Origin of the sequence: Streptomyces sp. ITFR-16, assembly GCF_031844705.1 — a bacterium.
Taxonomy (GTDB): Bacteria; Actinomycetota; Actinomycetes; order Streptomycetales; family Streptomycetaceae; genus Streptomyces.
In genome coordinates this window covers 7,432,971-7,455,295 of sequence record NZ_CP134609.1, presented here as the reverse complement: position 1 = coordinate 7,455,295, position 22,325 = coordinate 7,432,971, and the positions used below count along the sequence as shown (strand labels likewise).

The 22,325-nt window shown below is 72.1% G+C and carries 18 protein-coding genes; 10 read left to right on the top strand and 8 right to left on the bottom strand.

Translation table 11 applies throughout. The features are described 5' to 3' along the window. Positions 1-3 precede the first annotated feature (3 nt). A complete protein-coding gene (locus RLT58_RS32950; protein WP_311314011.1) occupies positions 4-1,263 on the bottom strand; it encodes an FAD-binding protein in 1,260 nt (419 codons plus the stop codon). 420 nt (positions 1,264-1,683) lie between these two features. Here RLT58_RS32950 and RLT58_RS32945 point away from each other — a divergent pair, with 420 nt between their 5' ends. Beyond that, positions 1,684-3,186, top strand: a complete 1,503-nt coding sequence (locus RLT58_RS32945; RefSeq protein ID WP_311314010.1) for a sugar transferase — start codon at positions 1,684-1,686, stop codon at positions 3,184-3,186. An 82-nt stretch (positions 3,187-3,268) separates the two neighbouring features. Here RLT58_RS32945 and RLT58_RS32940 read toward each other — a convergent pair whose 3' ends face one another. Next, a complete protein-coding gene (locus tag RLT58_RS32940) occupies positions 3,269-4,252 on the bottom strand; it encodes a GDP-L-fucose synthase family protein (protein WP_311314009.1) in 984 nt (327 codons plus the stop codon). A gap of 111 nt (positions 4,253-4,363) precedes the next feature. Here RLT58_RS32940 and gmd point away from each other — a divergent pair, with 111 nt between their 5' ends. From gmd to RLT58_RS32915, 5 genes are read left to right on the top strand one after another with little or no spacing between them, the layout of a single operon-like run. After that, a complete protein-coding gene (gmd, locus tag RLT58_RS32935) occupies positions 4,364-5,377 on the top strand; it encodes a GDP-mannose 4,6-dehydratase (RefSeq protein ID WP_311314008.1) in 1,014 nt (337 codons plus the stop codon). After that, positions 5,374-8,163, top strand: coding sequence for a DNRLRE domain-containing protein (locus tag RLT58_RS32930; protein ID WP_311314007.1), 2,790 nt, complete (start codon positions 5,374-5,376; stop codon positions 8,161-8,163). Before gmd ends, RLT58_RS32930 begins: the two co-directional genes overlap by 4 nt. A 32-nt stretch (positions 8,164-8,195) precedes the next feature. Continuing rightward, a complete protein-coding gene (locus tag RLT58_RS32925; RefSeq protein ID WP_311314006.1) occupies positions 8,196-10,412 on the top strand; it encodes a LamG-like jellyroll fold domain-containing protein in 2,217 nt (738 codons plus the stop codon). Beyond that, complete coding sequence (locus RLT58_RS32920) at positions 10,409-11,122, top strand: Rv1352/Rv1906c domain-containing protein (RefSeq protein WP_311314005.1); 714 nt, start codon at positions 10,409-10,411, stop codon at positions 11,120-11,122. The genes RLT58_RS32925 and RLT58_RS32920 overlap by 4 nt, the downstream gene beginning before the upstream one ends. Continuing rightward, on the top strand, positions 11,119-11,946 hold the full coding sequence (locus tag RLT58_RS32915; protein ID WP_311314004.1) for a glycosyltransferase family 2 protein: 828 nt from the start codon (positions 11,119-11,121) through the stop codon (positions 11,944-11,946). The genes RLT58_RS32920 and RLT58_RS32915 overlap by 4 nt, the downstream gene beginning before the upstream one ends. A 1-nt stretch (position 11,947) precedes the next feature. On the opposite strand, the gene RLT58_RS32910 is transcribed toward RLT58_RS32915, so the two are convergent. Next, positions 11,948-13,108, bottom strand: a complete 1,161-nt coding sequence (locus RLT58_RS32910; protein ID WP_311314003.1) for a glycosyltransferase — start codon at positions 13,106-13,108, stop codon at positions 11,948-11,950. Positions 13,109-13,212: 104 nt separating this feature from the next. Between RLT58_RS32910 and RLT58_RS32905 the strand changes: the two genes are divergently transcribed. Beyond that, on the top strand, positions 13,213-14,694 hold the full coding sequence (locus tag RLT58_RS32905) for a hypothetical protein (RefSeq protein ID WP_311314002.1): 1,482 nt from the start codon (positions 13,213-13,215) through the stop codon (positions 14,692-14,694). On the opposite strand, the gene RLT58_RS32900 is transcribed toward RLT58_RS32905, so the two are convergent. From RLT58_RS32900 to RLT58_RS32890, 3 genes are read right to left on the bottom strand one after another with little or no spacing between them, the layout of a single operon-like run. Continuing rightward, positions 14,663-15,907: an MATE family efflux transporter gene (locus RLT58_RS32900; RefSeq protein WP_311314001.1), complete on the bottom strand. Its 1,245-nt coding sequence runs from the start codon at positions 15,905-15,907 to the stop codon at positions 14,663-14,665. The two genes, RLT58_RS32905 and RLT58_RS32900, sit on opposite strands and share 32 nt — an antisense overlap. Then, positions 15,904-17,637 (bottom strand): lipopolysaccharide biosynthesis protein, encoded by a 1,734-nt coding sequence (locus RLT58_RS32895; RefSeq protein ID WP_311314000.1) that lies wholly within the window; start codon positions 17,635-17,637, stop codon positions 15,904-15,906. The genes RLT58_RS32900 and RLT58_RS32895 overlap by 4 nt, the downstream gene beginning before the upstream one ends. Continuing rightward, positions 17,634-18,896 carry a glycosyltransferase gene (locus tag RLT58_RS32890; protein WP_311313999.1) on the bottom strand — a complete coding sequence of 421 codons (1,263 nt, stop codon included), beginning with the start codon at positions 18,894-18,896 and terminating at the stop codon, positions 17,634-17,636. The genes RLT58_RS32895 and RLT58_RS32890 overlap by 4 nt, the downstream gene beginning before the upstream one ends. A 211-nt stretch (positions 18,897-19,107) precedes the next feature. Here RLT58_RS32890 and RLT58_RS32885 point away from each other — a divergent pair, with 211 nt between their 5' ends. Continuing rightward, entirely contained in the window at positions 19,108-19,554 is a 447-nt protein-coding gene (locus tag RLT58_RS32885) for an FAD synthase family protein (protein WP_311313998.1), read from the top strand. Here RLT58_RS32885 and RLT58_RS32880 read toward each other — a convergent pair. Both RLT58_RS32880 and RLT58_RS32875 read right to left on the bottom strand, forming a co-directional pair. Next, positions 19,523-20,254 (bottom strand): CDP-alcohol phosphatidyltransferase family protein, encoded by a 732-nt coding sequence (locus tag RLT58_RS32880; protein ID WP_311313997.1) that lies wholly within the window; start codon positions 20,252-20,254, stop codon positions 19,523-19,525. The two genes, RLT58_RS32885 and RLT58_RS32880, sit on opposite strands and share 32 nt — an antisense overlap. A gap of 148 nt (positions 20,255-20,402) precedes the next feature. Next, positions 20,403-21,089, bottom strand: a complete 687-nt coding sequence (locus RLT58_RS32875) for a ribonuclease H family protein (protein WP_311313996.1) — start codon at positions 21,087-21,089, stop codon at positions 20,403-20,405. A gap of 149 nt (positions 21,090-21,238) precedes the next feature. Here RLT58_RS32875 and RLT58_RS32870 point away from each other — a divergent pair, with 149 nt between their 5' ends. Both RLT58_RS32870 and RLT58_RS32865 read left to right on the top strand, forming a co-directional pair. Beyond that, positions 21,239-21,424, top strand: a complete 186-nt coding sequence (locus tag RLT58_RS32870; RefSeq protein ID WP_311313995.1) for a DUF6381 family protein — start codon at positions 21,239-21,241, stop codon at positions 21,422-21,424. A 162-nt stretch (positions 21,425-21,586) separates the two neighbouring features. Beyond that, on the top strand, positions 21,587-22,321 hold the full coding sequence (locus RLT58_RS32865; RefSeq protein ID WP_311313994.1) for an SDR family oxidoreductase: 735 nt from the start codon (positions 21,587-21,589) through the stop codon (positions 22,319-22,321). Positions 22,322-22,325: the final 4 nt, after the last annotated feature.

Below are 22,325 nucleotides of genomic sequence, written 5' to 3'. Positions count from 1 at the left end.
GGATCACCGGGCGAGGTGCCGGTCCAGGAAGTCGTTGCGGAAGGTGCCGGCCGGGTCGTGCCGGGCCACCAGCTTCTCGAAGTCCTCGTACCGCCCGTACAGCGTGCGCAGGACGCCTGGTTCGGTGCCGAAGACCTTGCCCCAGTGCGGGCGGGCGCCGAACGGCGCGAGCGCCTCCTCGATCTCCCGGAGCACGGGTGCCACGGCCGCGGCGTCGGGCACCCAGGTGAAGTGGAAGGCCACCGAGTCCCGGCCGCCGGCGGGGCTCAGCCACAGGTCGTCGCCGGCCACGCTGCGGATCTCGGAGATCTGGAGCAGCGGGGTGATCCGGTCCCTCAGGCGGCCGACGGCCTCGTACGCGGCGGCGGCGTCCTCGCGCGCCACGAAGTACTCCGACTGCAGCTCGTCGCCGTTGCTCGGGGTGAACTCCAGCCGGAAGTGCGGCAGCCGCCGGTGCCAGGGGCCCGCCGCGCCCAGCTGCCGGGTGCAGTTGCCGGCCGGTACCCCGGGGATCGGGTGGCGCGGTCCGTCGGCGAGGCGGGCGCCGAACCGGCGGTCCGGGGCCTGCCGGGGGCCCTCGTCGCCCACCCGCTCCTTGAGCCACACCTGTCCGACCGGCCCCGGCCGCCAGTCGGTGAAGACGCTGACGCTGTACGCGGCCGCCATCACCGCGTCGAAGCTCTCCGTCAGCGTGGCCTCGGGCAGCTCCTCGTAGACCCACTGCTGTACGTCGAAGGCGGGCACCAGGTCCAGCGTCAGCCGGGTCACCACCCCCAGCGCGCCCAGGGAGACCACCGCCCCGGGGAAGTCCGGGTCCCCGCGCCGCAGTGCGAGCGTCCCGCCGTCCGCCGTGACCAGTTCCAGGGCGCGCACCGCCCCGGCGAGGGAGCGGTTGGCCGCGCCCGAGCCATGGGTGCCGGTCGCGCAGGCGCCGGCCACCGAGATGTGCGGCAGCGAGCCCAGGTTGTGCAGCGCGAAGCCGCTCTCGTGCAGTTCGCCGGCGAACTCGCCGAAGCGCAGTCCCGCGCTCACCGTGACCGTCCGCTCCGCCGGGTCGATGTCGACCACCCGCGGCAGTGCGGCCACCGAGACGAGGTCTCCCTTGGTGTCGGCGACGGTGTTGAAGGAGTGCCGGGTCCCCAGGGGCCGTACCGAGGAGGAGGCCGCGACGGTCTCCCGCAGCTCGGCCTCGGAACGGGGAACGCACAGCCGCCTCGCCCCGAACGTGATGTTGCCGGCCCAGTTCATCTCCGCGGGAGTCACCCTGCGTCCTTCTTTCGCTCGTGGCCGGGCACCGTACTCCCGGCGGTGCATTCTCCCAGACGGCGCCTACGCCCCGGCGGGCGAGCAAGTCCCGTTGATCAACTCACCGACCACACTGCGTAGTTGGCTGGGGAGAGGTACATATCCGCACAGCATCCGATTACGGTGGGTCCCAAATACCAACAGCCGCCCACAGAACCTGAGATGCGGTGCGGAACGGGACGAGTAACGGGTCACCCCGCATGTCTGAACTTCACTGGAACTCCAGCGAAATGGCACGTGTGTGGATATCGTGCACCGAGCGAGGGCGCATCCGTCAGTCCATAGGATCGGCGGATGCGCCCCGTTTGTGGCGATGCAACTGTGACTGGGGGGTTCATGGGGCATGTCGAGCTACCCGAATCCGAGATATCGAGACCCGTGGGACTGGCGGGGGCGCCTCGTCCGCGGACCGCTTCCGACCGGCCCGGCGGCCGGGGCTTCGGCCCGCCGCGGCAGGTCCGCACCGTACAGCGCGACCGTTCCGTCCGGCCCGGGCCGAGAAGCGGCGCCGGCCGCTATCTGCCGCTGGTCGTCTGCTTCGACCTGTTCGGCCTGGGGCTTCCCGCCTGGTTCGTGCTGCGCACCGACGGACAGCCCCGGGCGCTGGCCGGTGCCTTCGCGGCCTCGATCGTGTGGTGCGGCGTGCGCGCCGCGCGCGGACGGTACGCGGTACGGGCCCCGGGCCGGCCGCCGGGGGCGCTGACCGCTCCCGGCGACTGGCTGGTTCTCATCGGTCTGCTGGCGGTGCTCTGGACCGTCGTCGACCCCTCCATCGACCCGGCGACGGCCGTCGTCGCGCTGATCCCCGGCCTGCTCGTGACGGCAGCCGCCTCCGGAGTGCGGCGCCTGCCGTGGCCGGGGCGCGGCGGCACGGCACTGAGGGTGCTGGTGGTCGGCGAGGCCGCGGGCGTGGACCGGGCGGTGGGGATGCTCGGTTCCCGGGCGGACCACGGCTACCACGTCGTGGCCGCGATACCCGTGGGGACGGCGGCGCTGGCGTGCGAGGCGCCGGTGCCGGGGCGGCTCGCGCCGGCACCCGCCGACGACGACGCCTCGACGGTGCTGGGGGCCGCCTTCGCCTACGAAGCGGATCTGGCGCTCGTGGTGCCGGGGCCGCAGCTTGCCGAGGAACGTTTACGGCGGCTGACCTGGGGGCTGCACGACGGCGGGCTCGACCTGTCCGTCCTCTCGCACCTCTCGGAGATCGCGGCGGGCCGGATCCGGCCCGCCTCGGCCGCCGGACTGACCCTGCTGCACATCGTTCCGCCGCTGCGCCGGGGCGTGCAGCCGGTGCTCAAGGCGGCGGTGGACCGCACCGGTGCGGCGCTCGGCCTGATCGCGCTGGCCCCGCTCCTGGTGCTGATCGCGGTACTGGTCGGGCTCACCTCGCAGGGGCCCGTCTTCCACCGGCAGACCCGGCAGGGGCAGCACAACCGCCCGTTCACCATGTGGAAGTTCCGCACGATGGTGGTGGACGCCGAGCAGCGCAAGGACCGGCTCGTCACATCGAACGAGAACGACGGCCCGATGTTCAAAATGCGCCGGGACCCCCGGGTCACCCGGATCGGCCGGCTGCTGCGCCGCTCGTCCCTGGACGAACTGCCCCAGCTCGTCAACGTCCTCAGAGGTGACATGTCCCTGGTGGGGCCACGTCCGCCGCTGCCGGACGAGGTCTCCCGCTACGACGAACGCGAGCTGAGGAGGCTCGCGGTGAAACCGGGACTGACCGGCCTGTGGCAGGTGAGCGGGCGCTCCGACCTGTCCTGGCAGGAGACCGTCTCGCTCGACCTCTGGTACGTCGACAACTGGTCGGTGGCCACGGACATGGGGCTCATGGCCCGTACGCTGCGCGCCGTCACCGACGGCCGCGGGGCGTACTGAGAGCGGCGGGGGACGGATGGGCGCCACGGGAAAGGGCCGGGCGGAGCGCCGCGAGGAGGCGGCGGCCCGCCCGGCCGGGTGGTCACACCCGCGCGGCCTGCTGGTCGAGCCACCACGCATAGGTCCGGGCGATGCCCCCGCGCAGCGGGATCTCCGGCTCGAAGCCGAGGGAGACCAGCCGGGACACGTCCAGGAGCTTGCGCGGGGTGCCGTCCGGCTTGCCGGTGTCCCAGCCGATGGACCCCTGATAGGAGGTCACATCGGCCACGGTCTGCGCGAGTTCACGGATCGTCAGGTCTTCGCCGGAGCCGACGTTGACGGGTGCGTCGTCGTCGTACCGCTCCAGCAGGAGCACACAGGCGGCGGCCAGGTCGTCGACGTGCAGGAACTCGCGCCGGGGGGTGCCGGAGCCCCAGAGCGTGACGGCCGGCGCCCCGCCGAGCCGTGCCTCGTGGAACCGGCGGATCAGTGCCGGCAGGACGTGCGAGGTCTCCAGGTCGAAGTTGTCGCCCGGTCCGTAGAGATTGGTCGGCATGGCGCTGATGTACGAGGCGCCGTACTGCCGCCGGTAGGACTGGATCTGCACGATTCCGGCGATCTTCGCGAGCGCGTACGCCTCGTTGGTCGGCTCCAACGGGCCGGTGAGCAGGGCCGTTTCGGGGATCGGCTGCGGGGCCAGCTTGGGATAGATGCAGGACGAGCCGAGGAAGAGCAGCCGCTCGACCCCGGCGGAGTGTGCGCCCGCGATCACGCTCAGCTGGATCCGCAGATTGTCCTCGATGAACTGCACGGGATATGTGCTGTTGGCCATGATCCCGCCCACCTTGGCGGCGGCCAGCACCACGGCGTCGGGCCGTATCTCGCGCAGATGGGCGCCGGTCCGCTCGGCGTCGCGCAGATCGAGCCCGTCGCGGTCACGGGTGAGCACGTCATATCCCTGGGCGGTGAGGCGGCGCACCACCGCCGAGCCGACCAGACCGCGGTGGCCGGCGACGAACACACGGGCGCCCGGGCGTAGCAGGGACGGGACGGATTCCTGGGGAGGGCCGGGGAGATCAGTCGTCATGGTTCGGATTGTGCCAGCAGCTGTATGACGCGGCGACGTATTACCGCGGATAGCTCAAACTCTGAAATTTCGTGACCAACAGCCTCTCGGGCGACCACAGAAGGGGGAGACGTGGCGAAGACCGCGCTCATCACCGGCGTGACCGGACAGGACGGTTCGTACCTGTCGGAGCTGCTGCTCCAGAAGGGATACACGGTCCACGGACTGATCCGCCGTTCGTCGAGCTTCAACACCGAGCGGATCGACCACATCTACCAGGGTCCGGAGGAGGAGAACCGCTCCTTCGTGCTGCACCACGCCGATCTCGCCGACGGGGTCGCGCTGGTCAACCTGCTGCGTGACATACAGCCCGACGAGGTCTACAACCTCGGTGCGCAGTCGCATGTCCGGGTCTCGTTCGACGCCCCGCTCTACACGGGGGATGTCACCGGCCTCGGGACGATCCGGCTGCTGGAGGCCGTGCGCGCCAGCGGGATCGACACCCGGGTGTACCAGGCGTCCTCCTCCGAGATGTTCGGCGCCAATCCGCCGCCGCAGAATGAGCACACCCCCTTCCACCCGCGCAGCCCGTACAGCGTGGCGAAGGTCTACTCGTACTGGGCGACGGTCAACTACCGTGAGGCTTACGGGATGTTCGCGGTCAACGGAATCCTGTTCAACCATGAGTCGCCGCGCCGGGGCGAGACCTTCGTGACCCGGAAGATCACGCGCGGGGTGGCCCGGATCAAGGCGGGGCTGCAGTCGCATCTGCATCTGGGGAACCTCGACGCGGTACGCGACTGGGGGTACGCCCCCGAGTACGTGGACGCGATGTGGCGGATGCTCCAGTGCGACACCCCGGACGACTACGTGGTGGCCACCGGGGAGGGCGTCAGCGTCCGGCAGTTCCTGGAGTACTCCTTCGAGCACGCCGGGCTCGACTGGCGCGAGCACGTCCTGTACGACTCCAAGTACGAGCGCCCGAGCGAGGTCGACGCCCTGATCGGCGACGCGTCGAAGGCCGCCGAACTGCTGGGCTGGAAGCCCGAGGTGAAGGCGCGGGAGCTGGCGCGGATCATGGTCGACGCCGATGTCCGCCAGCTCTCGGACCAGCTCGCCGGGGCCGCCGTGCGGGTGGACCGATGAGCGGCCCCGGACGTCTCAGACGCGGCCGCGGCGGCGCGTTCGCCGCGGCGCTCCTCCTCACCGGCGGGGCGCTCACCGCCTCCGCCGTCACCGCTCCCCCCGCCGGGGCGCTGACCCCGCCCGTCGGCTTCACCGCCGACCCTCTGCCCACGTACCAGACGAACGGCATCGTCTGGACGCTCGCCGAGGCGAACGGGGTCGTCTACGCGGGCGGCACCTTCAGCACCGTCCGGCCGGCCGGCTCCCCTGCGGGCGGCAACACCACCTCAGCGGTCAACTTCGCCGCGTTCGACGCGGCCACGGGCGCGCCCGCCGGCTGCTCGCTCTCCTTCACACGCGGCAGCGGCACCGCGACGGTGCGGGCGCTGGCCGTCTCCCCCGACAAGTCGACGCTGTACGCCGGGGGTTACTTCAACGCGGTGAACGGGGCCTCGGCCAACGGCCTGGTCGCCGTCGACACCGCGACCTGCACGCTGCGGCCGGGCTTCGCCCCCAGCTTCGGGGCGACCGTGCGGGCGCTCGACGTGGCATCGGACGGCACGGTCTACGCGGGCGGCGACTTCCGGACCGTCAACGGGCAGGCCCGTCACTTCTTCGGCGCGGTCACCCCGGGCGGCGCGCTGACCGGCTGGAACCCGGATGCCGACGATCCGGGCCGGACCCTCAGGATCACCCCGGACGGCCGGAGCGTGCTGATCGGCGGGGACTTCTTCACCGTGGGCGGGGCCGCCTCGCACGCGCTGGCCGTCACCGACGCGGCCACGGGTGCGCTGACCCGGGCGTACACCAACAACTTCATCCCGTCCTCGGCCGTGATCAAGGACATCGTCACCGACTCCGCGTCCGGCGGCTGGTACGCGGGCGGCGAGGGTGCGGGCGGTGCCTCGTTCGACGGGCGCCTCGCGATGGACCTCACCACCTTCGACCAGCGCTGGCGGGACACCTGCCAGGGCGCGACGCAGGCCCTGCGGGTGTACCGGGGGGTGCTGTACGCGGGCAGCCATGTGCACGACTGCTCCACCATGGGCGGCTTCCCCAATCAGGTCCGCAAGCACCTCACCGCCCAGTCCGTGGACGATCCGGCGATGCTGGGCTGGCTGCCGGACACCAATGACGGCATCGGCGAGCCGGTCGGGCCGCGCGCGCTGACAGTCTCCTCGCGCGGCGGCCACGACTACCTCTGGGTGGGCGGCGAGTTCACCACGGTCAACGGGGTCGCCCAGCAGGCGCTGACCCGCTTCGCCGACTCCCCCGACACCGGCGCGCCCGCCGCACCGGTGGTGAGCCTGTCCTCGCCGAGGGCCGGCCAGGTGCGGGTCAGCTGGCGCTCCTCGCTGGACCTGGACGACAGCCGGCTCACCTACCGGGTCTACCGCGACGGCGGAACCACCCCCGTGCACACCACGACGGGCTCCTCGCTCTTCTTCAGCCGGCCGCAGCTCACCTTCACGGACACCGACGTGGTGGCGGGGCGCACCTACTCCTACCGGGTGACCGCGAGCGACGGCCCCAACACCAGCGCACTCTCGGCCAACGCATCGGTCACGGCTGCCGGTTCGGCCAGTCCGTACGCGGCGCGGGTACTCGCGGACGGGGCGCAGTTGTACTGGCGCTACGACGAGGCGGGCGGCGCGTTCGCCGCCGACGCCTCGGACGGGCTGGACGGCGGGGTGTACGCGAACGCCCCCGGCCGCCGCTCGACACCGGCCGCCGTCGCCGGGTCCACGGCCCTCGCGCTCAACGGCAGCGACGCGTACGTGTACAGCGACCGGCTGCACCACTACACCTCGCCGACGCCGTACTCCATCGAGGCCTGGTTCCGTACGGACACCGTGCGCGGCGGGCGCATCGTGGGGTACGGCAACAACATCGGCACCGCCCAGGGGCACACGAGCGGGATCTCCGACAAGATCCTCTATCTCACCGACAACGGCCGGCTGGCCTTCGGTGTCCAGGTGGGCAGCACCAGCAGCCGCCCGACGATCACCTCGGCCGCCTCCTACAACGACAACGTCTGGCACCACGCGGTCGCCACCCAGGGCCCGTCCGGGATGCGGCTGTACGTGGACGGGGTGGCGGTCGGCAGCAACAGCACCGCCGGCAACCGCTCCTACAACGGCTACTGGCGGGTCGGCGGGGATGCCATGACGGCCGGCTGGCCCAACCGCCCCAGCAGCATCTACTTCGCCGGACAGGTCGACGAGACGGCCGTCTACCCGTCGGCGCTGAGCGCGGCGCAGGTGGCGGCGCACCACGATCTGGCGGGCACCCCGCCGGGTCCCGGGGACACCACCGTCGCCCTGACGCCGGTGGAGGACGCCTATGTCAACGGCGTCGCCCCCAACACCACGTACAACGACAGCCAGCTCGCCTCCCGGGGCACCACGCCCTATCTGGCCTATCTGCGCTTCGCTCTGCCCGCCGCCCCGGCCGGGCAGCGGCTCACGAGCGCCCGGCTGGCCTTCCGTACCTCGTCGGACCCCACGGCGGGTTCCGCCGAGAGCCACACACTCGTGCCGGTCACCGGCGCGTGGACCGAGTCGACGGTCACCTACAACACCCGGCCGTCGCTCGCCACGACGGTGCTGGGGACGATCTCCGGCGCGACCGACATCTCCACCGGCTACTCGGTGGACCTGAACGCGCCGGCACTGGGCGGAGCCCTCGGCTCCTCCTACTCACTCGCCCTCACCAACAGCGGGACGGACAGTCTCCGCATCTGGTCGGGCGAGGTCGCAACCGCGGCCCAACGGCCGCAGCTCGTTCTCACCTTCGGAGCTGAATGATGAACCAACGTACGGGGCGCGGAGGCGGCCGCATGCGTGCCTCGGCCGCCGCGCTCTGCCTGCTCTCCGGGGCCCTGAGCGCCGCCGCCACCACCGGGAGTTCCCCGGCGGCGGCACTCACACCGCCCGTCTCGCTCACCGCCGACGACCTGTCCACCTGGCAGACCAACGGCATCGTCTGGTCGATGGCCGCGTCCACCGACGGAGTGGTCTACGCGGGCGGCACCTTCTCCACCGTGCGGCCGCCGGGGGCCGCGTCGGGGACGTCCGAGCAGCCCGCGGTGAACTTCGCCGCGTTCGACGCCGCGACCGGGGCGCCCACCGGCTGCTCCCTGTCGTTCACGCTCTCCTCCGGAACCGCGACCGTGCGCTCCCTCGTGCTGTCCCCCGACGGCGAGACCCTGTACGCGGGCGGTCAGTTCGGGTCGGTGAACGGGGTCGGCGTCAGCAACATCGCCGCGATCGACACCGCCACCTGCACGCCCCGGCAGAACTTCAAGGTCGCCGTGTCCGCGACCGTGCGGGCGATCGCCGTCACCGACGACACGGTGTATCTCGGCGGTGACTTCAACTCCGTGGCGGGGCAGACCCGCAACAAGTTCGCCGCCGTCACCACCGGTGCCGCGCTGAAGCCGTGGACGGCCAACACGGACGACGTGGGCCGGGCCGTGGAGGTCACACCCGACGGGCAGCATGTGCTGATCGGCGGGGACTTCTTCACCGTCAACGGCACCACCTCGCACGCGCTCGCGGTGGTGAACGCGACGACGGGCGCCCTGGACAAGAGCTATCCGGGGTTCATCCCGAACACCTCGACGGTGCAGGACCTCACCACGGACGCCACCCAGTTCTACACCGCCAACGAGGGAACCGGGGGCGGGGTCTTCGACGGCCGCATCGCCCTCGACCTGGGCACGTTCAACCAGGTGTGGCGAGACACCTGCCTGGGCGCCACCCAGGCGGTCCTGGTGCACAACGGGGTGCTGTACAGCGGCAGTCACGCCCATGACTGCGCGTCCATGGGCGAGTTCCCCGACCAGCCGCGCAAGCATCTGCTGGCCCAGAAGGTCGACGACCCGAAGCTGCTGCCGTGGTTCCCGGACACCAATGACGGCATCGGGGAGCCGGTCGGGCCGCGCGTGATGGCGCAGACCGACAAGGGCGGCCACCACTATCTCTGGGTGGGCGGCGAGTTCACCACCGTCAACGGCACGGGCCAGCAGGGGCTGACCCGGTTCGCCGACGGCCCCGACACGGGGGCGCCCTGGGTGCCGAACGTGAGCGTCTCCACCGTCGCCCCGGACAAGGTGGAGGTGAACTGGCAGACGAGCTTCGACACGGACGACGGGGTGCTCACCTACCGGATCTACAAGGACGGGGCGAGCACGCCCGTGTACACCACGACGGGCTACTCGGTGTTCTGGGACCGCCCGCAGCTGCGGTGGACCGACACCGATGTCGCGGCGGGTGAGACCCACACCTACCGGATCACCGCGAGCGACGGCACCAACACCAGCGCCAAGTCCCCGGCCGTGACGGCGGTCGTGGCGTCGGCCGCAGAGGCGTACCCCGCCCGGGTGATCGCCGACGGGGCCTCGCTGTACTGGCGGTACGACGAGGGCACCTCGACGTTCGCCGCGGACGCGACCGGCGGCCTGGACAACGGCTTCCTGCGCAACGCGCCGGCCTACCGGCAGACTCCGGCCGCGGTCGCCGGCCCGTCGACCGCGATCGGCTTCAACGGGACGGACGAGTACGCCTACAGCAACAAGCGGCACAACCAGCCGACGACGTTCTCGGTGGAGACCTGGATCAAGACCACGACCACCAAGGGAGGCAAGATCATCGGGTTCGGCAATCTGACCATGCAGAACAGCGGGCAGTACGACAAGCACGTCTACATGCTCAACGACGGCAGGCTGACCTTCGGCGTCTACAGCGGCGGCACCCGGACGGTCACCACACCCTCGGCCTACAACAACGGCGCCTGGCACCATGTCGTCGCCACCCAGGGTCCGGGCGGGATCGCCCTGTATGTCGACGGGCAGCTGCGCGCGTCGAACCCGCTCTACACCTCCAACGAGAGCTACCCGGGGTACTGGCGGGTCGGCGGGGACAACCTCGCCAGCTGGCCGAACCGCCCCACGAGCAACTTCTTCGCCGGGCAGATCGACGAGACGGCGGTCTACCCGACCGCGCTGAGCAGCTCCAAGATCTCCGCCCACTACGCACTGAGGACAGGTGGATGAGGTATCCGTACCTGGCCGGCGCCGTCGTCGTGATCACGACGGCGGCGCTGGCCGCCTGCGGCTCGGCCTCCGAAGGGGCCAAGGAGAAGGCGGCCGGCCCCGGCCCGTCGGCCACGTCCGCGTCCGTGCCGGGCACGGACTCCGGAGCCGACGCCGGGGCGGACCCCGGTTCCGGCTCCGCCGGCCCCCGGGCCTCCCGGTCCAGTGAGCCGCCCAAGACGCCGAAGGACGAACTGACCCCGGCCACCGGCACGTTCACCAAGAAGCAGAAGGAGTACCTCGTCGACCGCGTCCCCCGGGGCATGGACCCGGCGGCGGTGCTGCAGACCGGGCAGGAGACCTGTGACCGGCTGACGTATCTGGTCAAGGTGGACCGGGACACGGCGGTCGCCGCCGTCCTCACGCGCGAGATCAGCGACGCGAAGCCGGCCGTGGAGCACCTGTGCACCCAGCACAAGGATGTGGTTTCCGACGCCTCCCGGGGCTACGCCGACGGTACGCACCGGGGCGCGAAGCTCCGGCCGGGGCGCTACCGGGACGTCTCCCCCACCAAGAACTGCAGCTGGCAGATCACCGGGGGCGACGGCAAGGACCTGGCCTCGGGATCCTCCGGCGACGGCAAGCGGTCCGTGCTGACGATCCCGCGGGCGGCCCGCACCTTCACCTCCACAGGCTGCTATGCCTGGCTGCCCGAAGGAGACAAAGTATGAGCAAGCTCCCGATAGCCGTGGCGATCCCCACCAGGAACGAGGGGCTCAACATCGCCGAAGCGGTGAAGTCGGTCCTCGGCCATTTCGAGGCGGTCGTGGTCGTCGACTCGCACAGCACCGACGACACGGCGAAGATCGCGGCGGAGTGCGGTGCCGAGGTCGTCATGTACACCTGGGACGGCGGGCACCCCAGGAAGAAGCAGTGGTGCCTGGACCATGTGCGCACGGATCTGGACTGGATCCTGCTGCTGGACGGGGACGAGCGGCTCAGCCCGGGGCTGCTGGCCGAGCTGCGGGAGATCTTCGCCGATCCGGACGCGCCGAAGCCCGCCGCGTACGACATCCCGCTGGGGTACTGGTTCTCGGGCAGGCGGCTGCGGCACGGCTACACCATCCGCAAACGCTCCCTCACCGACCGCACCCGCAGCCACTACCCGGAGGTCGGGGATCTCGACGCGCCCGGGATCGGCGAGGTGGAGGGCCACTACCAGCCGGTCGCGGCGAGCGTGGCGGCGCTGCGCCATCCGATCGAGCACCAGGACCTCGACCCGGTGACCGCCTGGTTCGAGCGGCACAACCGGTACTCGGACTGGGAGGCGTGGCTGGAGCACCACCCCGAGGTCAAGGAGCAGGTGCGCCGGGTCAAGTCCCGCCAGGGACAGCTCTTCCACAAGGCACCGTTCAAACCGCTGGTGTCCTTCGCGTACATGTACGTCTACCGGCGCGGGTTCCTCGACGGGCGGGCGGGGCTGGACTTCGCCCTGGCGATGAGCTTCTACCGCTGGCAGATCGCCCTCAAGTCCCGTGAGAAGCGGCCCGCTTGAGTCAGCCCCGCCTCCGGCGGACCACGTCCTCGTAGGTCCGCCGGAGCGTCCGGGTCACCACGTCGATGGTGAAGTCCTCGTTGACCAGGTCCCAGGCGGCCTGCCCCGCCTCGGCGTTGGCCTTGGGCTCCAGCAGGTCCAGCACCGCCTGCGCCACCTTGTGCGCGTTGGCCTCGTCCTCGCCCACCCGGCTGTCGATCACCCGGCCGGCACCGGCCCGCGCCACATCGGGCCCGAGGCCGCAGGTGCGGGTGATGACCACGGGGGTGCCGACGGACATCGCCTCGAGGACGGAGACGCCTAGAGGTTCCTCGATCGACGGCAGGACGTACACATCGGCGTCCCGGCCGGCGGCGAGCACCTCGTCGTGACCGAGCGGGCCGACGTGGTCGAGCGAGTCCAGCACACCGAGCCGGCGGGCGAGCGCGAGGGTGCCGCGCAGGGCGCCGGTGTCCGGGCCGGCCAGCACGAACCGGGCGTCCGGGTGCTCGGCCAGCACCTCGGGCATCGCGGCGACGAAGTCCTCCGGGCGCTTGCGCTCCTGGATGCGGGCGAGGAAGAGCACGGTCGGCGGGCGGGCGGGATCGCGGGCGGGCTTGAACTCCTGCGGACGTACGCCGTTGACCAGGCGCACGGTCCGGGTGAGCGCCACCGGTGCGGCCACGGCGTTGACGTCGATCCGCTCGGCCTCGGTCAGATGGAGCACCGCGTCCGCGCCGCGCAGCACCTTCCGTACGCCCAGCAGGTCGGTCAGCTGGGCCACCCGCTTCTCGGTCGGGTCCACCATGCCGTGGGTCTGCACGACCAGGGGGGTGCCGGAGGCCAGGGCGAGCAGGGCGGCGGGCAGCGTCACCAGGTCGCGCATCAGATGGACATGGACGAGGTCGGCGCCGCGCATCATGCGGCGCGCGGTCCTCAGCAGGGCGCCGGAGGTGATGCCGCTGACCTCGAACATCGGCAGCAGATGGCGGGCCCGGAAGAGGTGGACGGGCACGCCCTCCACCTCGTCGGGCAGCGGCCCCTCGAAGCCGTCGCCCAGGGCCATGATCCGGGCGTCGTCACCCCCGGCGCGCTGGACCTTCGAGAGGTTCAGCGCCACCCGGGTCGGACCGCCGAAGGCATGGTCCGGGGTGTGCAGCGTGACGATGTGCAGGATCTTCACCAGGGTTCCCCTCGACCTCGGCCCACTGTGTACAGACTAGTCATCACATCACCTCAAGTGGGTTGATTCGTTAAGGTGTTCACAGGATCAGGAACGGGGGCCGGATGACGACCGTGCACGGGACCATGCCGGTCGAGCCCCCCGCCAAACCCATGTCGTGGGCCATGCTGTCGCGGGCGATGGCCGTACCGCTCATCCTGGGCCTGGTCTGCTTCCTGCCCGCCCTGATCGCCGCCCAGCCCGGCACCGGCGCCCGGGACAACGCGTACTGGTTGCAGCTCGTGCTGACCTGTTACGCGGGGGCCCGGCTCGCGACGATGATCCTGTCCACCCGGCGACGGCTGCTGCAGGGCGTCTTCTGGATGTTCGTGTACATCGCGATGGGGGTGGCGCCGTTCGCGCAGGCCGTCATCGGGCAGACGCCGACGCCGGTGGTCGGGCCGCGCGCCGACCTGGTGACGGCCATCGCCCTGATCCTGGTGGGGTGTGCCGCCTTCGACCTGGGAGCGCTGCTGGCGTCCCGGCGTCCGGTGCGGCGGCGCTCCCCGGCCCGTGGCGGAAGCGGCGGATCCGCCACCGCTCACCGGGTCAGACTGCGGCTGCTGGTCCTGCTGGCGTTCGCGGCGAGCGGGTACTACGTGCTGAAGCTCGGCGGACCCGCCGTGTTCTTCTCCAGCAGGCAGGAAATCAGCGCCTCGGTCGCGGAGAGCGGGGTCGCCTCCGGCGAGTCCAACGTGGGCTCGGCGTTCCTGAAGGGGTTCGGTACGGTGCCGGCGCTGCTGGCCCTGCTGTTCTGCACCCGCCGGCTGGTGACCTCGCGCCGGGCGCGGCGCTCCCCGTCCACGGTGCTGGTCTGGTCGGCACTGGCCGTGGTGAACCTGATCGTCAACAACCCGATCTCGAACGCCCGTTACTGGTTCCTGACGGTTCTGGTGTCCCTGCTGTTCACGGCGTTCCCGAGCAGCGCGGCCATGTACCGCTCGGTGCTGGCCATGGGGGTGATCGGCGCTCTGGTGCTGTTCCCGTACGCGGACCGCTTCCGCTACGACGACTCCGGGTACCGGCCGGTGCAGTCGTCCTCGGTGTTCGAGCCGCTGGCCACCAAGGACTACGACCAGACGGTCATGTTCGCCAACACCATCTCCTGGGTCGACACCCGCGGTCACACCTACGGCCGCCAGCTGGCGGGCTCCGCCTTCTTCTTCGTACCCCGGTCGGTATGGAGCGGCAAGCCGGAGGACACCGGGGTGCGCGTCGGCCAGTGGATGGGGATGAACATGACCAACCTCTCGGCCCCGCTGTGGACCGAGCTCTGGGTGGACTTCGGGGCGCCGGGCATGATCGGGGGCCTGGCGCTGATCGGCTACGCGGCCGCGCGCACCGACCGCCGTTACGCGCGCGCGGTCTCGCGGGACGGGCCCGGGCCGGGCAGTGTGCTGGCCATCGCGGCGCCCCTGATCGCGGGATACACCTTCATCCTGTTGCGCGGCCCGCTGCTCCAGGCGGTCGGGAAACTGGCCATCGCGGCGCTGTGCCTGGCCCTGATCACAAGCTTCAGGGACCGGAGCGCACGGCGTCCGCGCTGACCACCGCGGGCACCGGCGCTCCGGCGCGGGCCAGCCGTGCCACCCGGGTCCAGGTGGCGACCGCCTTGCAGACGGACCCCAGGCACAGGCCCCAGGCCGCGCCCATCACTCCGCCCAGCGCGTAGCCGCCGGCGAGGAAGGCGACCGCGGCCAGCGAGAAGACCACCTGGATGGAGAGGGTGGTGCGGGGGTCCAGGAGCCGCAGCGCCAGCAGTCCGCAGGTGCCGACGGCCATGGCGGCGTACTGGCTGCCGGTCGCCGGGAGCAGGGCCGAGGCCGTGGGCCAGGTGTCGCCGAGCAGATGGCGGCCGACCGGGCCGGGCAGCAGCGCGAGGACCGTGGCCCAGCCCGCCGCCGTCAGCGCGAGGAGCGCGGCGAGCGCGGCGGTGGCCCGCACCCTGAGCCGGTCGGTGGCGAGCCGCCCCAGCAGTGGCGGGCCGAAGCCGGTGGCCGAGGTGAACAGCACGTTCAGCGGGCCGAAGAGCGTGGTCGCACCGCGCAGGGCACCGACGACGAGGGGGTTGCCGACCGCGCCGAGCCCGAGCACGGAGAGCTGGCTGGTCGCGTTGCCCACGCCGAACTCGACGACGAACCGCCGTCCGATGTGGCCCTTGCGCACCAGCGGACGCAGGACCAGGGGGGTGCCCGCGGTCCTGCGGTGCAGCACGACGGCGGAGAGCAGGAGCGCCGGCAGCGCGGACAGGCCCCAGACGGCGACGAGCCGGGCGGCCGGTGTGCCGTGCGGCTGTACGGCCAGCGCCCCGAGGACACCGGCCAGCCGGAGCAGGTCCGAGACCAGGGCCAGATGCTGCGCCTGGAGCGTGGCGAAGGCGTAGCGGGCGGTGTCCTGTCCGAGGACGGCCGGCAGCACGATTCCCAGCATCATCAGGGCCCGCGCGGTGTCCCCCGCCAGCGGGGCGCAGACGGCGGCGAGCAGTCCGCCGGCGACGGCCGAGACGAGCAGGGTGAAGGCGAGCGCGGACCGGCAGGCGCCCCGGGTGTCGTCGCCGGTGCCCCGGCGGAGCACCAGGGGCTGGCCGGTGTAGGCGCCGGACACGCCGAGCAGCACGGTGAACACGAGGTAGACGGCGGAGAAGCGGGCGAAGTCGGCGACGGTGGAGAGCCGGGCGGCCACCACCAGCACCAGGATGTTGGTGAGGGCCGCAACGCCCTGGTCCGCGACCGAGCAGACGATCGCGGTGCGGGCCTTCATCTGCGTCCCGCGGTGCTGCTGTGGCCGCTGCCGCCGTCCAGGGTGCGCAGGCCGAGTGTTTCGGTGGGGTCGCCGGTGCGGCCGTCGGAGCCGGGCCGGTCGGGCCCGTCGGCCTCACCGCGCGGGTCCGGTCCTTCGTGGGCCCGCTCCGCCTGCCGGGCGCGCCGGGCGGCGGCCTTGCGGCGGGCCCGGCGCTCCAGGCGTCCGTAGCCGGGGTGCAGCAGGGTGCCGAGTACGGTGCCGCCCGCGGCGCCGATGATCTCGCGGATCCGCTCCAGGTCGCTGCGGTGGACCTCGCGCGGGTCGCAGACGACCACCACGCCCTCCACCCGGTCGATGAGCGCGACGGCGTCGGCGTACGCGAGGACGGGCGGCGCCAGCACGATGACGACGGCTCCCGGCCGGCCGCCCTCGGCGAGGATGCGGCCGACGGGTGCGGAGGTCAGCGCGCGCGGCACGTTGTCCATCCGGCGGCCGGCGACGAGGGTGAAAGCGCCGGAGCCCGGCACGTCCACGTTGGTGCGGCTGTCCGAGGGCCAGTTCCGGTCGTCGCGGCCGGCGGCCCAGCGGGGTCGGCCGCCCGGGGCGGCGGTGCCGAGGTCCCCGGCCAGGCGCGGGGTCCGCAGGTCGGCCTCGACCAGCAGGACGTCGCGGCCCATCTCGGCGAAGGCCGCCGCGAGGTTGACGGCGGCGGCGGTGGCCATGTCGTTGTCGCCCCGGGGCGCCGTGACCAGGAGCCGGCGGCGCTCGGCGAACGAGGGGTCGTACGCGAGCCGGAAGGCCACCGCCCGGTACTCCTCGGCCAGTCGGCTGCCGGCGCGCCCGATGGCGAGCAGCGGTCCGGCCGCCGCCCGTTCCCTGGGCAGCGTGCCGAGCAGGGGGGCGCCGAGCGAGCGGACGAGTTCCCGGGTGGAGCGGACGGCGGGATCGAAGACGAGGCGCACCCAGGACAGCAGCAGGCCGAGCGCGAGGCCGACGACGCCGCCGAGCCCGAGCAGCAGGGGCAGTCCTGCGCCGGTGGGCTTCACCGGGGCGACGGGCTTCTTGTTCAGATAGCCGGGGGTGGTGTCGAGGGCGCGCAGCTCCGAGATCTTCTGGCTGAGCGCGGAGATGGAGACGATGAGGTTGGCGCGGGCGCTGGTGACGTCGTCGCCGACGGTCCCGGTCTCCTGCTCGGCGAGACGGTCGCGCTGTTCGGTGAGCGGTTTCAGCTGGGCGCGGTAGCCGTCGACCATGTTGTCGATGCTGTCCTCGGTGCGCTCCCTGCGGATCTCCAGATAGGCCTCGGCGAGCGCCTGTGCCCTGGCCCTGGCCTGTTCCGGGGTGCGGCCGGTGTAGGAGAACCTGAGGACGAGGGTGTTGGGCGGGTTGGTGACCTGGAGTCCGGAGAGCAGCTTGCCCACCTCGACGGTGTCGCCCTGTTTGGTGAGGGTGCCGGCGGCCACGGTGCCCACGGCGTCGCTGACGGCGGTCTGGCGTTCGGAGCCGATGTTGATGCCCTTGTCGGCGGAGGCGCCGGCGGCGAAGGGGTCCGAGGCGGCGGAGCGTACGGACACCTCGCCGGTGGAGCTGTAGGTGTCCTCGCCGCTCAGGGCGAGCCAGCCGCTGCCGAGGAGTCCGAGGACGACACCGCAGGCGAGCAGGGCGCGGTAGCGCAGGAGCTGGCGGAACTGGTCCCTGAGCAGCGCCGGCTCGTCCTGGTCCTCCGGCGCGCGGACGGTGTGGGTCATCGGCGTGATCTCCCTCGGGCGTCCTGGAGGACCTCGGTGAGCAGAGCGTCGAAGCGGGCGAGACCGGCTTCCCGGCCGAGGTGGCGGGCCACGTACTGCGGCCCGTGGGCGCCGAGTTCGTCGGCCGCTTCGGGTGACTCGACGAGTTTGCGGACGGCTCCCAGCACGGCGGCCGGGTCCTCGGGGGCGACGAGGAGTCCGGCTCCGGAGCGCTGGACCTCCTGGGCGGTGCCGCCGCCGTCGGCCACGGAGGCGACGACGGGACGGCCGGAGACGAAGTACGAGGTGAGTTTGGAGGGCACGCTCATGTCGAGGACGGACGCGCGCTGGGTCACGGCGAGGACGTCGGCGGCGGCCAGGATGTCGGTGAACTCCTCCGCTCCGGCGGGCGGCAGGAAGTCGAGGTTGGGCAGCCCGGCCGCGCGGGCCAGCAGGGCGTCGCGCTGGTTGCCGTCGCCCATCAGCACGATGCGGATCTCCGGGGCGAGCCGGGCCGCGTCGACGAGGACCTCAAGGCCCTGCTTGAGCCCCATGTTGCCGGAGTGCAGCACCACGGGGGTGTCCTCGCGCCAGCCGAGCCGCGCCCGGGTGGCGGCCCGGTCGCCCGAAGGCGGCTGCACATGGCTCCAGTTGGGGACGAGGCGGATGCGCCCGGGGTCCACACCGTAGGCGGTGACCCGGGGGACGAAGCTCTCGTGGATGACGCCGACGAGGGCGGCCGCGCCGAGGGCGTACCGCTCGGCCCGGGAGGCGAGCTCCGCCGCCCGGTCGCCGCCCCGGATGCCGCTCTGCGCGGCGGCGGCGCCCATCAGGTCCTGGACGACGGGTATGTACGGAACGCGGTGGCGGCGGGCGAGCCGGGCGCCGATGACGCCGCCCGCGAGGCTCGGCATCTGGGAGATCACCGCGTCGGGCCGCAGCGCGGGCGCCGTGACGAGTCCGTGGGCCAGCACGCTCGCCTCGAACGCGGCGCGGCGCAGGGCGCTCTGACGGGGCGGCACATAGTGGCGTCGCCGGTGGACCGTGACGCCCGCGCGCCGCTCCTCGGCCCGCCACACGCCCCGGTACGCCGGGTCGGTCCGCCAGGACGGGTAGTGCGGCATGCCGGTCAGCACATGGGTCTCGGCGCCGGACGCGGCCCAGTGCTCGGCGAGCTGGGCCGCGTAGGGCCCGATGCCGGTCAGCTCCGGCGCGTAGTTCGTCGAGACCACCAGCAGGCGGCGGTGCTCGAACGGCTTGTGGTGCTCTTCGTCCGGCATCGGACGTCCGCCTTTCCCCCGGAGCCTCCTGTGTTCCCCCCAAGGAACGGCCCCAAAAGTGAGCTTATCCGTTCACGAGATGCGCAAGTGGTCTTCACAGTAAGGTCGTTGCACCATCAACACCGATACCGATATCCCACCGGACCGGACGCCATGTCCGGATACCTCCGGGCGGGACGGGCGACACGTTCGCCGTGGGGGGAGAGAACGGATGGTGCACAGAGTCGGCTACGCGCCGGGAGTCTACGACCTGTTCCACGTGGGTCACCTCAACATCCTGCGACACGCCCGCAGTCAGTGCGACTACCTGGTCGCGGGGGTCGTCTCGGACGAGATGGCCACCCTCGCCAAGGGGCACAGGCCGGTCATCCCGCTGCCGGAGCGGCTGGAGATCGTTCGCAGCGTGCGATACGTGGACGCCGCCTTCGTCGAGACCGTGCCGGACAAGGTCGAGACCTGGCAGCAGGTCAGGTTCGACGTCATCTTCAAGGGAGACGACTGGCGGGACACGGACAAGGGCAGGCGCCTCGAACGGGACTTCGCCGAGGTCGGCGTGGAGGTCGTCTACTTCCCGTACACCGTGCACACGTCCAGCACCCAGCTTCGCCGGGTGCTGGACACGCTGGTCAGCCTGCCCGGAGCGCTCTCAGCTCCCTGAACCACTTGCCGAGGAACAGCGCGAGGAACACCGTGTGCACGGCGGCGAGCACGGCATAGCCGGTACGGAACGCCGTCTCGTCGCCGAGCAGCAGGAACACCAGGCAGAAGACCCCGTAGTCGGCGGGCAGCAGGACCGCGGCGCGCAGCCGGGAGACCTGCGGCGGACCGGCCGGGCCCGTCGGCGCGCCGCGGGCCGCCGCCTTGCCGAGCTGTTCGCGCAGCAGCCCGGCGCAGAAGGTCAGCACGGCGACGAACAGGAAGCCGAGCGGCAGAAGCAGCCAGCCCTCGGCCGGCAGGGCGAAGAAGCGGTGGAACGAGATCAGTACGACGGTGTGGACGAGGATCATCTTGGCGCAGTCCACGACGTGGTCCAGCCATTCGCCGTCGGGGCCGCCGCGCCCGGTCAGCCGGGCGAGCTGACCGTCGGCGGAGTCGAGGGCGAAGCCGACGGCGAGCCCCAGGTAGACCAGGACGGCGAGCCCCCAGCCGGGCCGGACCAGGGCCACGGCGGCAAGGGCCGCGAAGGTGAACGCCGCGCTCACCAGGGTGACCTGATTGGGCGTCATGCCGAGCCGGAACGCCAGGGCTGCGAAGATCCGCCCGGCCGGCCGGTTCACGTACCGCGAATAGAGCGAGACCCCTTTGGCCGACTTCTGCGCCCCGCGCAGTTCGCGCAGCACCGTACCCGTGCTTTCCATACGCCCCCCAGCGTGTCACCGTTGCCCACAGCTCCGGCGGCGGGCCGCGCGCGCCGGAGCCGCATCATGGCATGCGCGGCCCCTCGCGGGGGCCGTATCGCCCGGGACCGGCGGAACGGGACCGGTGGAATCGCGCCGGGCCGAGGCGTCAGGCGGAGGCGGTCCGGCACTCCGGGTGGCCCCAGCCGTGGTCGTTCTTGGCGATCATCTCCTTGGCCGCGTACGGCTTTCCGCAGTGGCACCGGCCGGCGAACCTGGCACGGATGGTCGCACCGGAGCGGGCCGTGCCGCTCGCCTTCCTGGCCGTCCCGGCGGTTCGCTGCCCTTCGGTGGCACGGGCGGGTGCCGGGACCGGCAGGTCCGCCGTTCCCTGCGAGGTGCCCGCCGCGCGCTGGGCGACGGCCACCTCGCTGGCGGCCTGGTCGGCCAGCGCGTTCAGCGGGTCGCCGTCGACCTGATGGGCGGGCACATAGACGAACTTGACGGTCCGTCCGGTGAGCAGGGAGTCGATCCGGACCACCAGCTCACGGTTGGCGACGGGCTTGCCGGCCGAGGTCTTCCAGCCGTTGCGCTTCCAGCCCGGCAGCCACTTGGTCACCGCGTTCATCGCGTACTGCGAGTCCATCCGCACCTCGAGCGCCACGGCCGGGTCGACCGACTCCAGCAGCTCCCGCAGTGCGGTGAGCTCGGCGACGTTGTTGGTGGCGGTGCCCAGCGGGCCCGCCTCCCACCGCAGCGGCCTGGCCTCCGCGTCGGCCACCACATAGGCCCAGGCCGCGGGCCCCGGATTACCCTTCGACGCCCCGTCACACGCGGCGATCATGCGCTCGTTCATACCCCCGATCATGCCAGCGCTCCGGCACCCGACTCCCCCACCTGCCCCCACCTGGGGTTATTACGGTGCGTGGCGCTCCGGCATGCGCTGCTCACGCTGCGCTGCTTCTCTGAAGGAGCCCGCTCTCCCCTACCGTTCAAGGAGCGATGATGAGCGTTGCACGAGAGACCGACCGAGCCCAGCAGCTGCGCGAGAAGGCCCGGCACATGACCGAGGCCGCCGAGCGCACCAGCGACCCGGAGCAGCGTCGGCGGCTCCAGGAGAAGGCCCGGAAGCTGCAGGAGCAGAGCGAGCGGCAGCAGGACGGCCGGGACAGCAGCCCGGTCGCCCGGTAACGGCGTACCGCACAGCTGACCGATGGACCGCGGCTCTTCCATGAGTGGGTCGCGGTCCATCGGCGCGTCTCCGGCCCGCCCGCCCGCCCGCAGGTTGTCGATCACGCCTGCCTACGATGGAGCCTCCCGTACAGCAGTGAGACGCATCGAGATGAGGGCCCCATGACCCGTCGGCCGGTCACCGTCGTCACCGGCGGCAGCCGCGGCATCGGAGCCGCGGTCTGCGTACGTCTGGCTGCCGACGGCCATGACATCGCGCTCGGCTACCACTCCGACGCCGACGCGGCGGAGGCCGTCGCCGAGGCGGTACGGGAACGGGGCGGGCGCTGTGTGACGGTGCGTGTCGACACGGCCGACGAGGCCGACGTCGAGCGGCTCTTCGACACCGCGGCCGCCGAACTCGGCCCGGTCACCGGCCTGGTCAACAACGCGGGGGTCAGCGGCCCGTTGGGCCCGCTGGCCGAGGCGGACGCGGCCGGGCTGCGGCGAGCTCTGGACGTCAACGTCATCGGCTATCTCCTGTGCGCGCGGCGCGCGGTGCGCGACATGAGCGGGTCGGGCGGCGGCGCGATCGTGAACATGTCCTCGGCCGCCGCCACGCTGGGCAGCCCCGGCGAGTACGTCCACTACGCCGCAGCGAAGGCGGCCGTGGACACGCTGACGACCGGCCTCTCCAAGGAGGTCGGCCCGTCCGGCATCCGCGTCAACGCGGTCTCCCCCGGCATCATCCGCACCGAGTTCCACGCGGACCCCGACCGCCCCGACAAGGCGGCCCCGGCCATCCCCCTGGGCCGCCCCGGCGAACCCGAAGAAATCGCGAACGCGGTCGCCTGGCTCCTCTCGGACAACGCCTCGTACGCCTCAGGCGCGGTCCTGCGCGTGGCGGGCGGGCGCTGAGGTC

Coding starts and splice junctions, on each gene's coding strand:
- RLT58_RS32940 (WP_311314009.1), bottom strand. CDS start 4,252: ATGACGACTGATCTCCCCGGCCCTCCCCAGGAATCCGTCCCGTCCCTG.
- RLT58_RS32930 (WP_311314007.1), top strand. CDS start 5,374: ATGAGCGGCCCCGGACGTCTCAGACGCGGCCGCGGCGGCGCGTTCGCC.
- RLT58_RS32925 (WP_311314006.1), top strand. CDS start 8,196: ATGCGTGCCTCGGCCGCCGCGCTCTGCCTGCTCTCCGGGGCCCTGAGC.
- RLT58_RS32920 (WP_311314005.1), top strand. CDS start 10,409: ATGAGGTATCCGTACCTGGCCGGCGCCGTCGTCGTGATCACGACGGCG.
- RLT58_RS32915 (WP_311314004.1), top strand. CDS start 11,119: ATGAGCAAGCTCCCGATAGCCGTGGCGATCCCCACCAGGAACGAGGGG.
- RLT58_RS32905 (WP_311314002.1), top strand. CDS start 13,213: ATGACGACCGTGCACGGGACCATGCCGGTCGAGCCCCCCGCCAAACCC.
- RLT58_RS32900 (WP_311314001.1), bottom strand. CDS start 15,907: ATGAAGGCCCGCACCGCGATCGTCTGCTCGGTCGCGGACCAGGGCGTT.
- RLT58_RS32895 (WP_311314000.1), bottom strand. CDS start 17,637: ATGACCCACACCGTCCGCGCGCCGGAGGACCAGGACGAGCCGGCGCTG.
- RLT58_RS32890 (WP_311313999.1), bottom strand. CDS start 18,896: ATGCCGGACGAAGAGCACCACAAGCCGTTCGAGCACCGCCGCCTGCTG.
- RLT58_RS32885 (WP_311313998.1), top strand. CDS start 19,108: ATGGTGCACAGAGTCGGCTACGCGCCGGGAGTCTACGACCTGTTCCAC.
- RLT58_RS32880 (WP_311313997.1), bottom strand. CDS start 20,254: ATGGAAAGCACGGGTACGGTGCTGCGCGAACTGCGCGGGGCGCAGAAG.
- RLT58_RS32875 (WP_311313996.1), bottom strand. CDS start 21,089: ATGAACGAGCGCATGATCGCCGCGTGTGACGGGGCGTCGAAGGGTAAT.
- RLT58_RS32870 (WP_311313995.1), top strand. CDS start 21,239: ATGAGCGTTGCACGAGAGACCGACCGAGCCCAGCAGCTGCGCGAGAAG.
- RLT58_RS32865 (WP_311313994.1), top strand. CDS start 21,587: ATGACCCGTCGGCCGGTCACCGTCGTCACCGGCGGCAGCCGCGGCATC.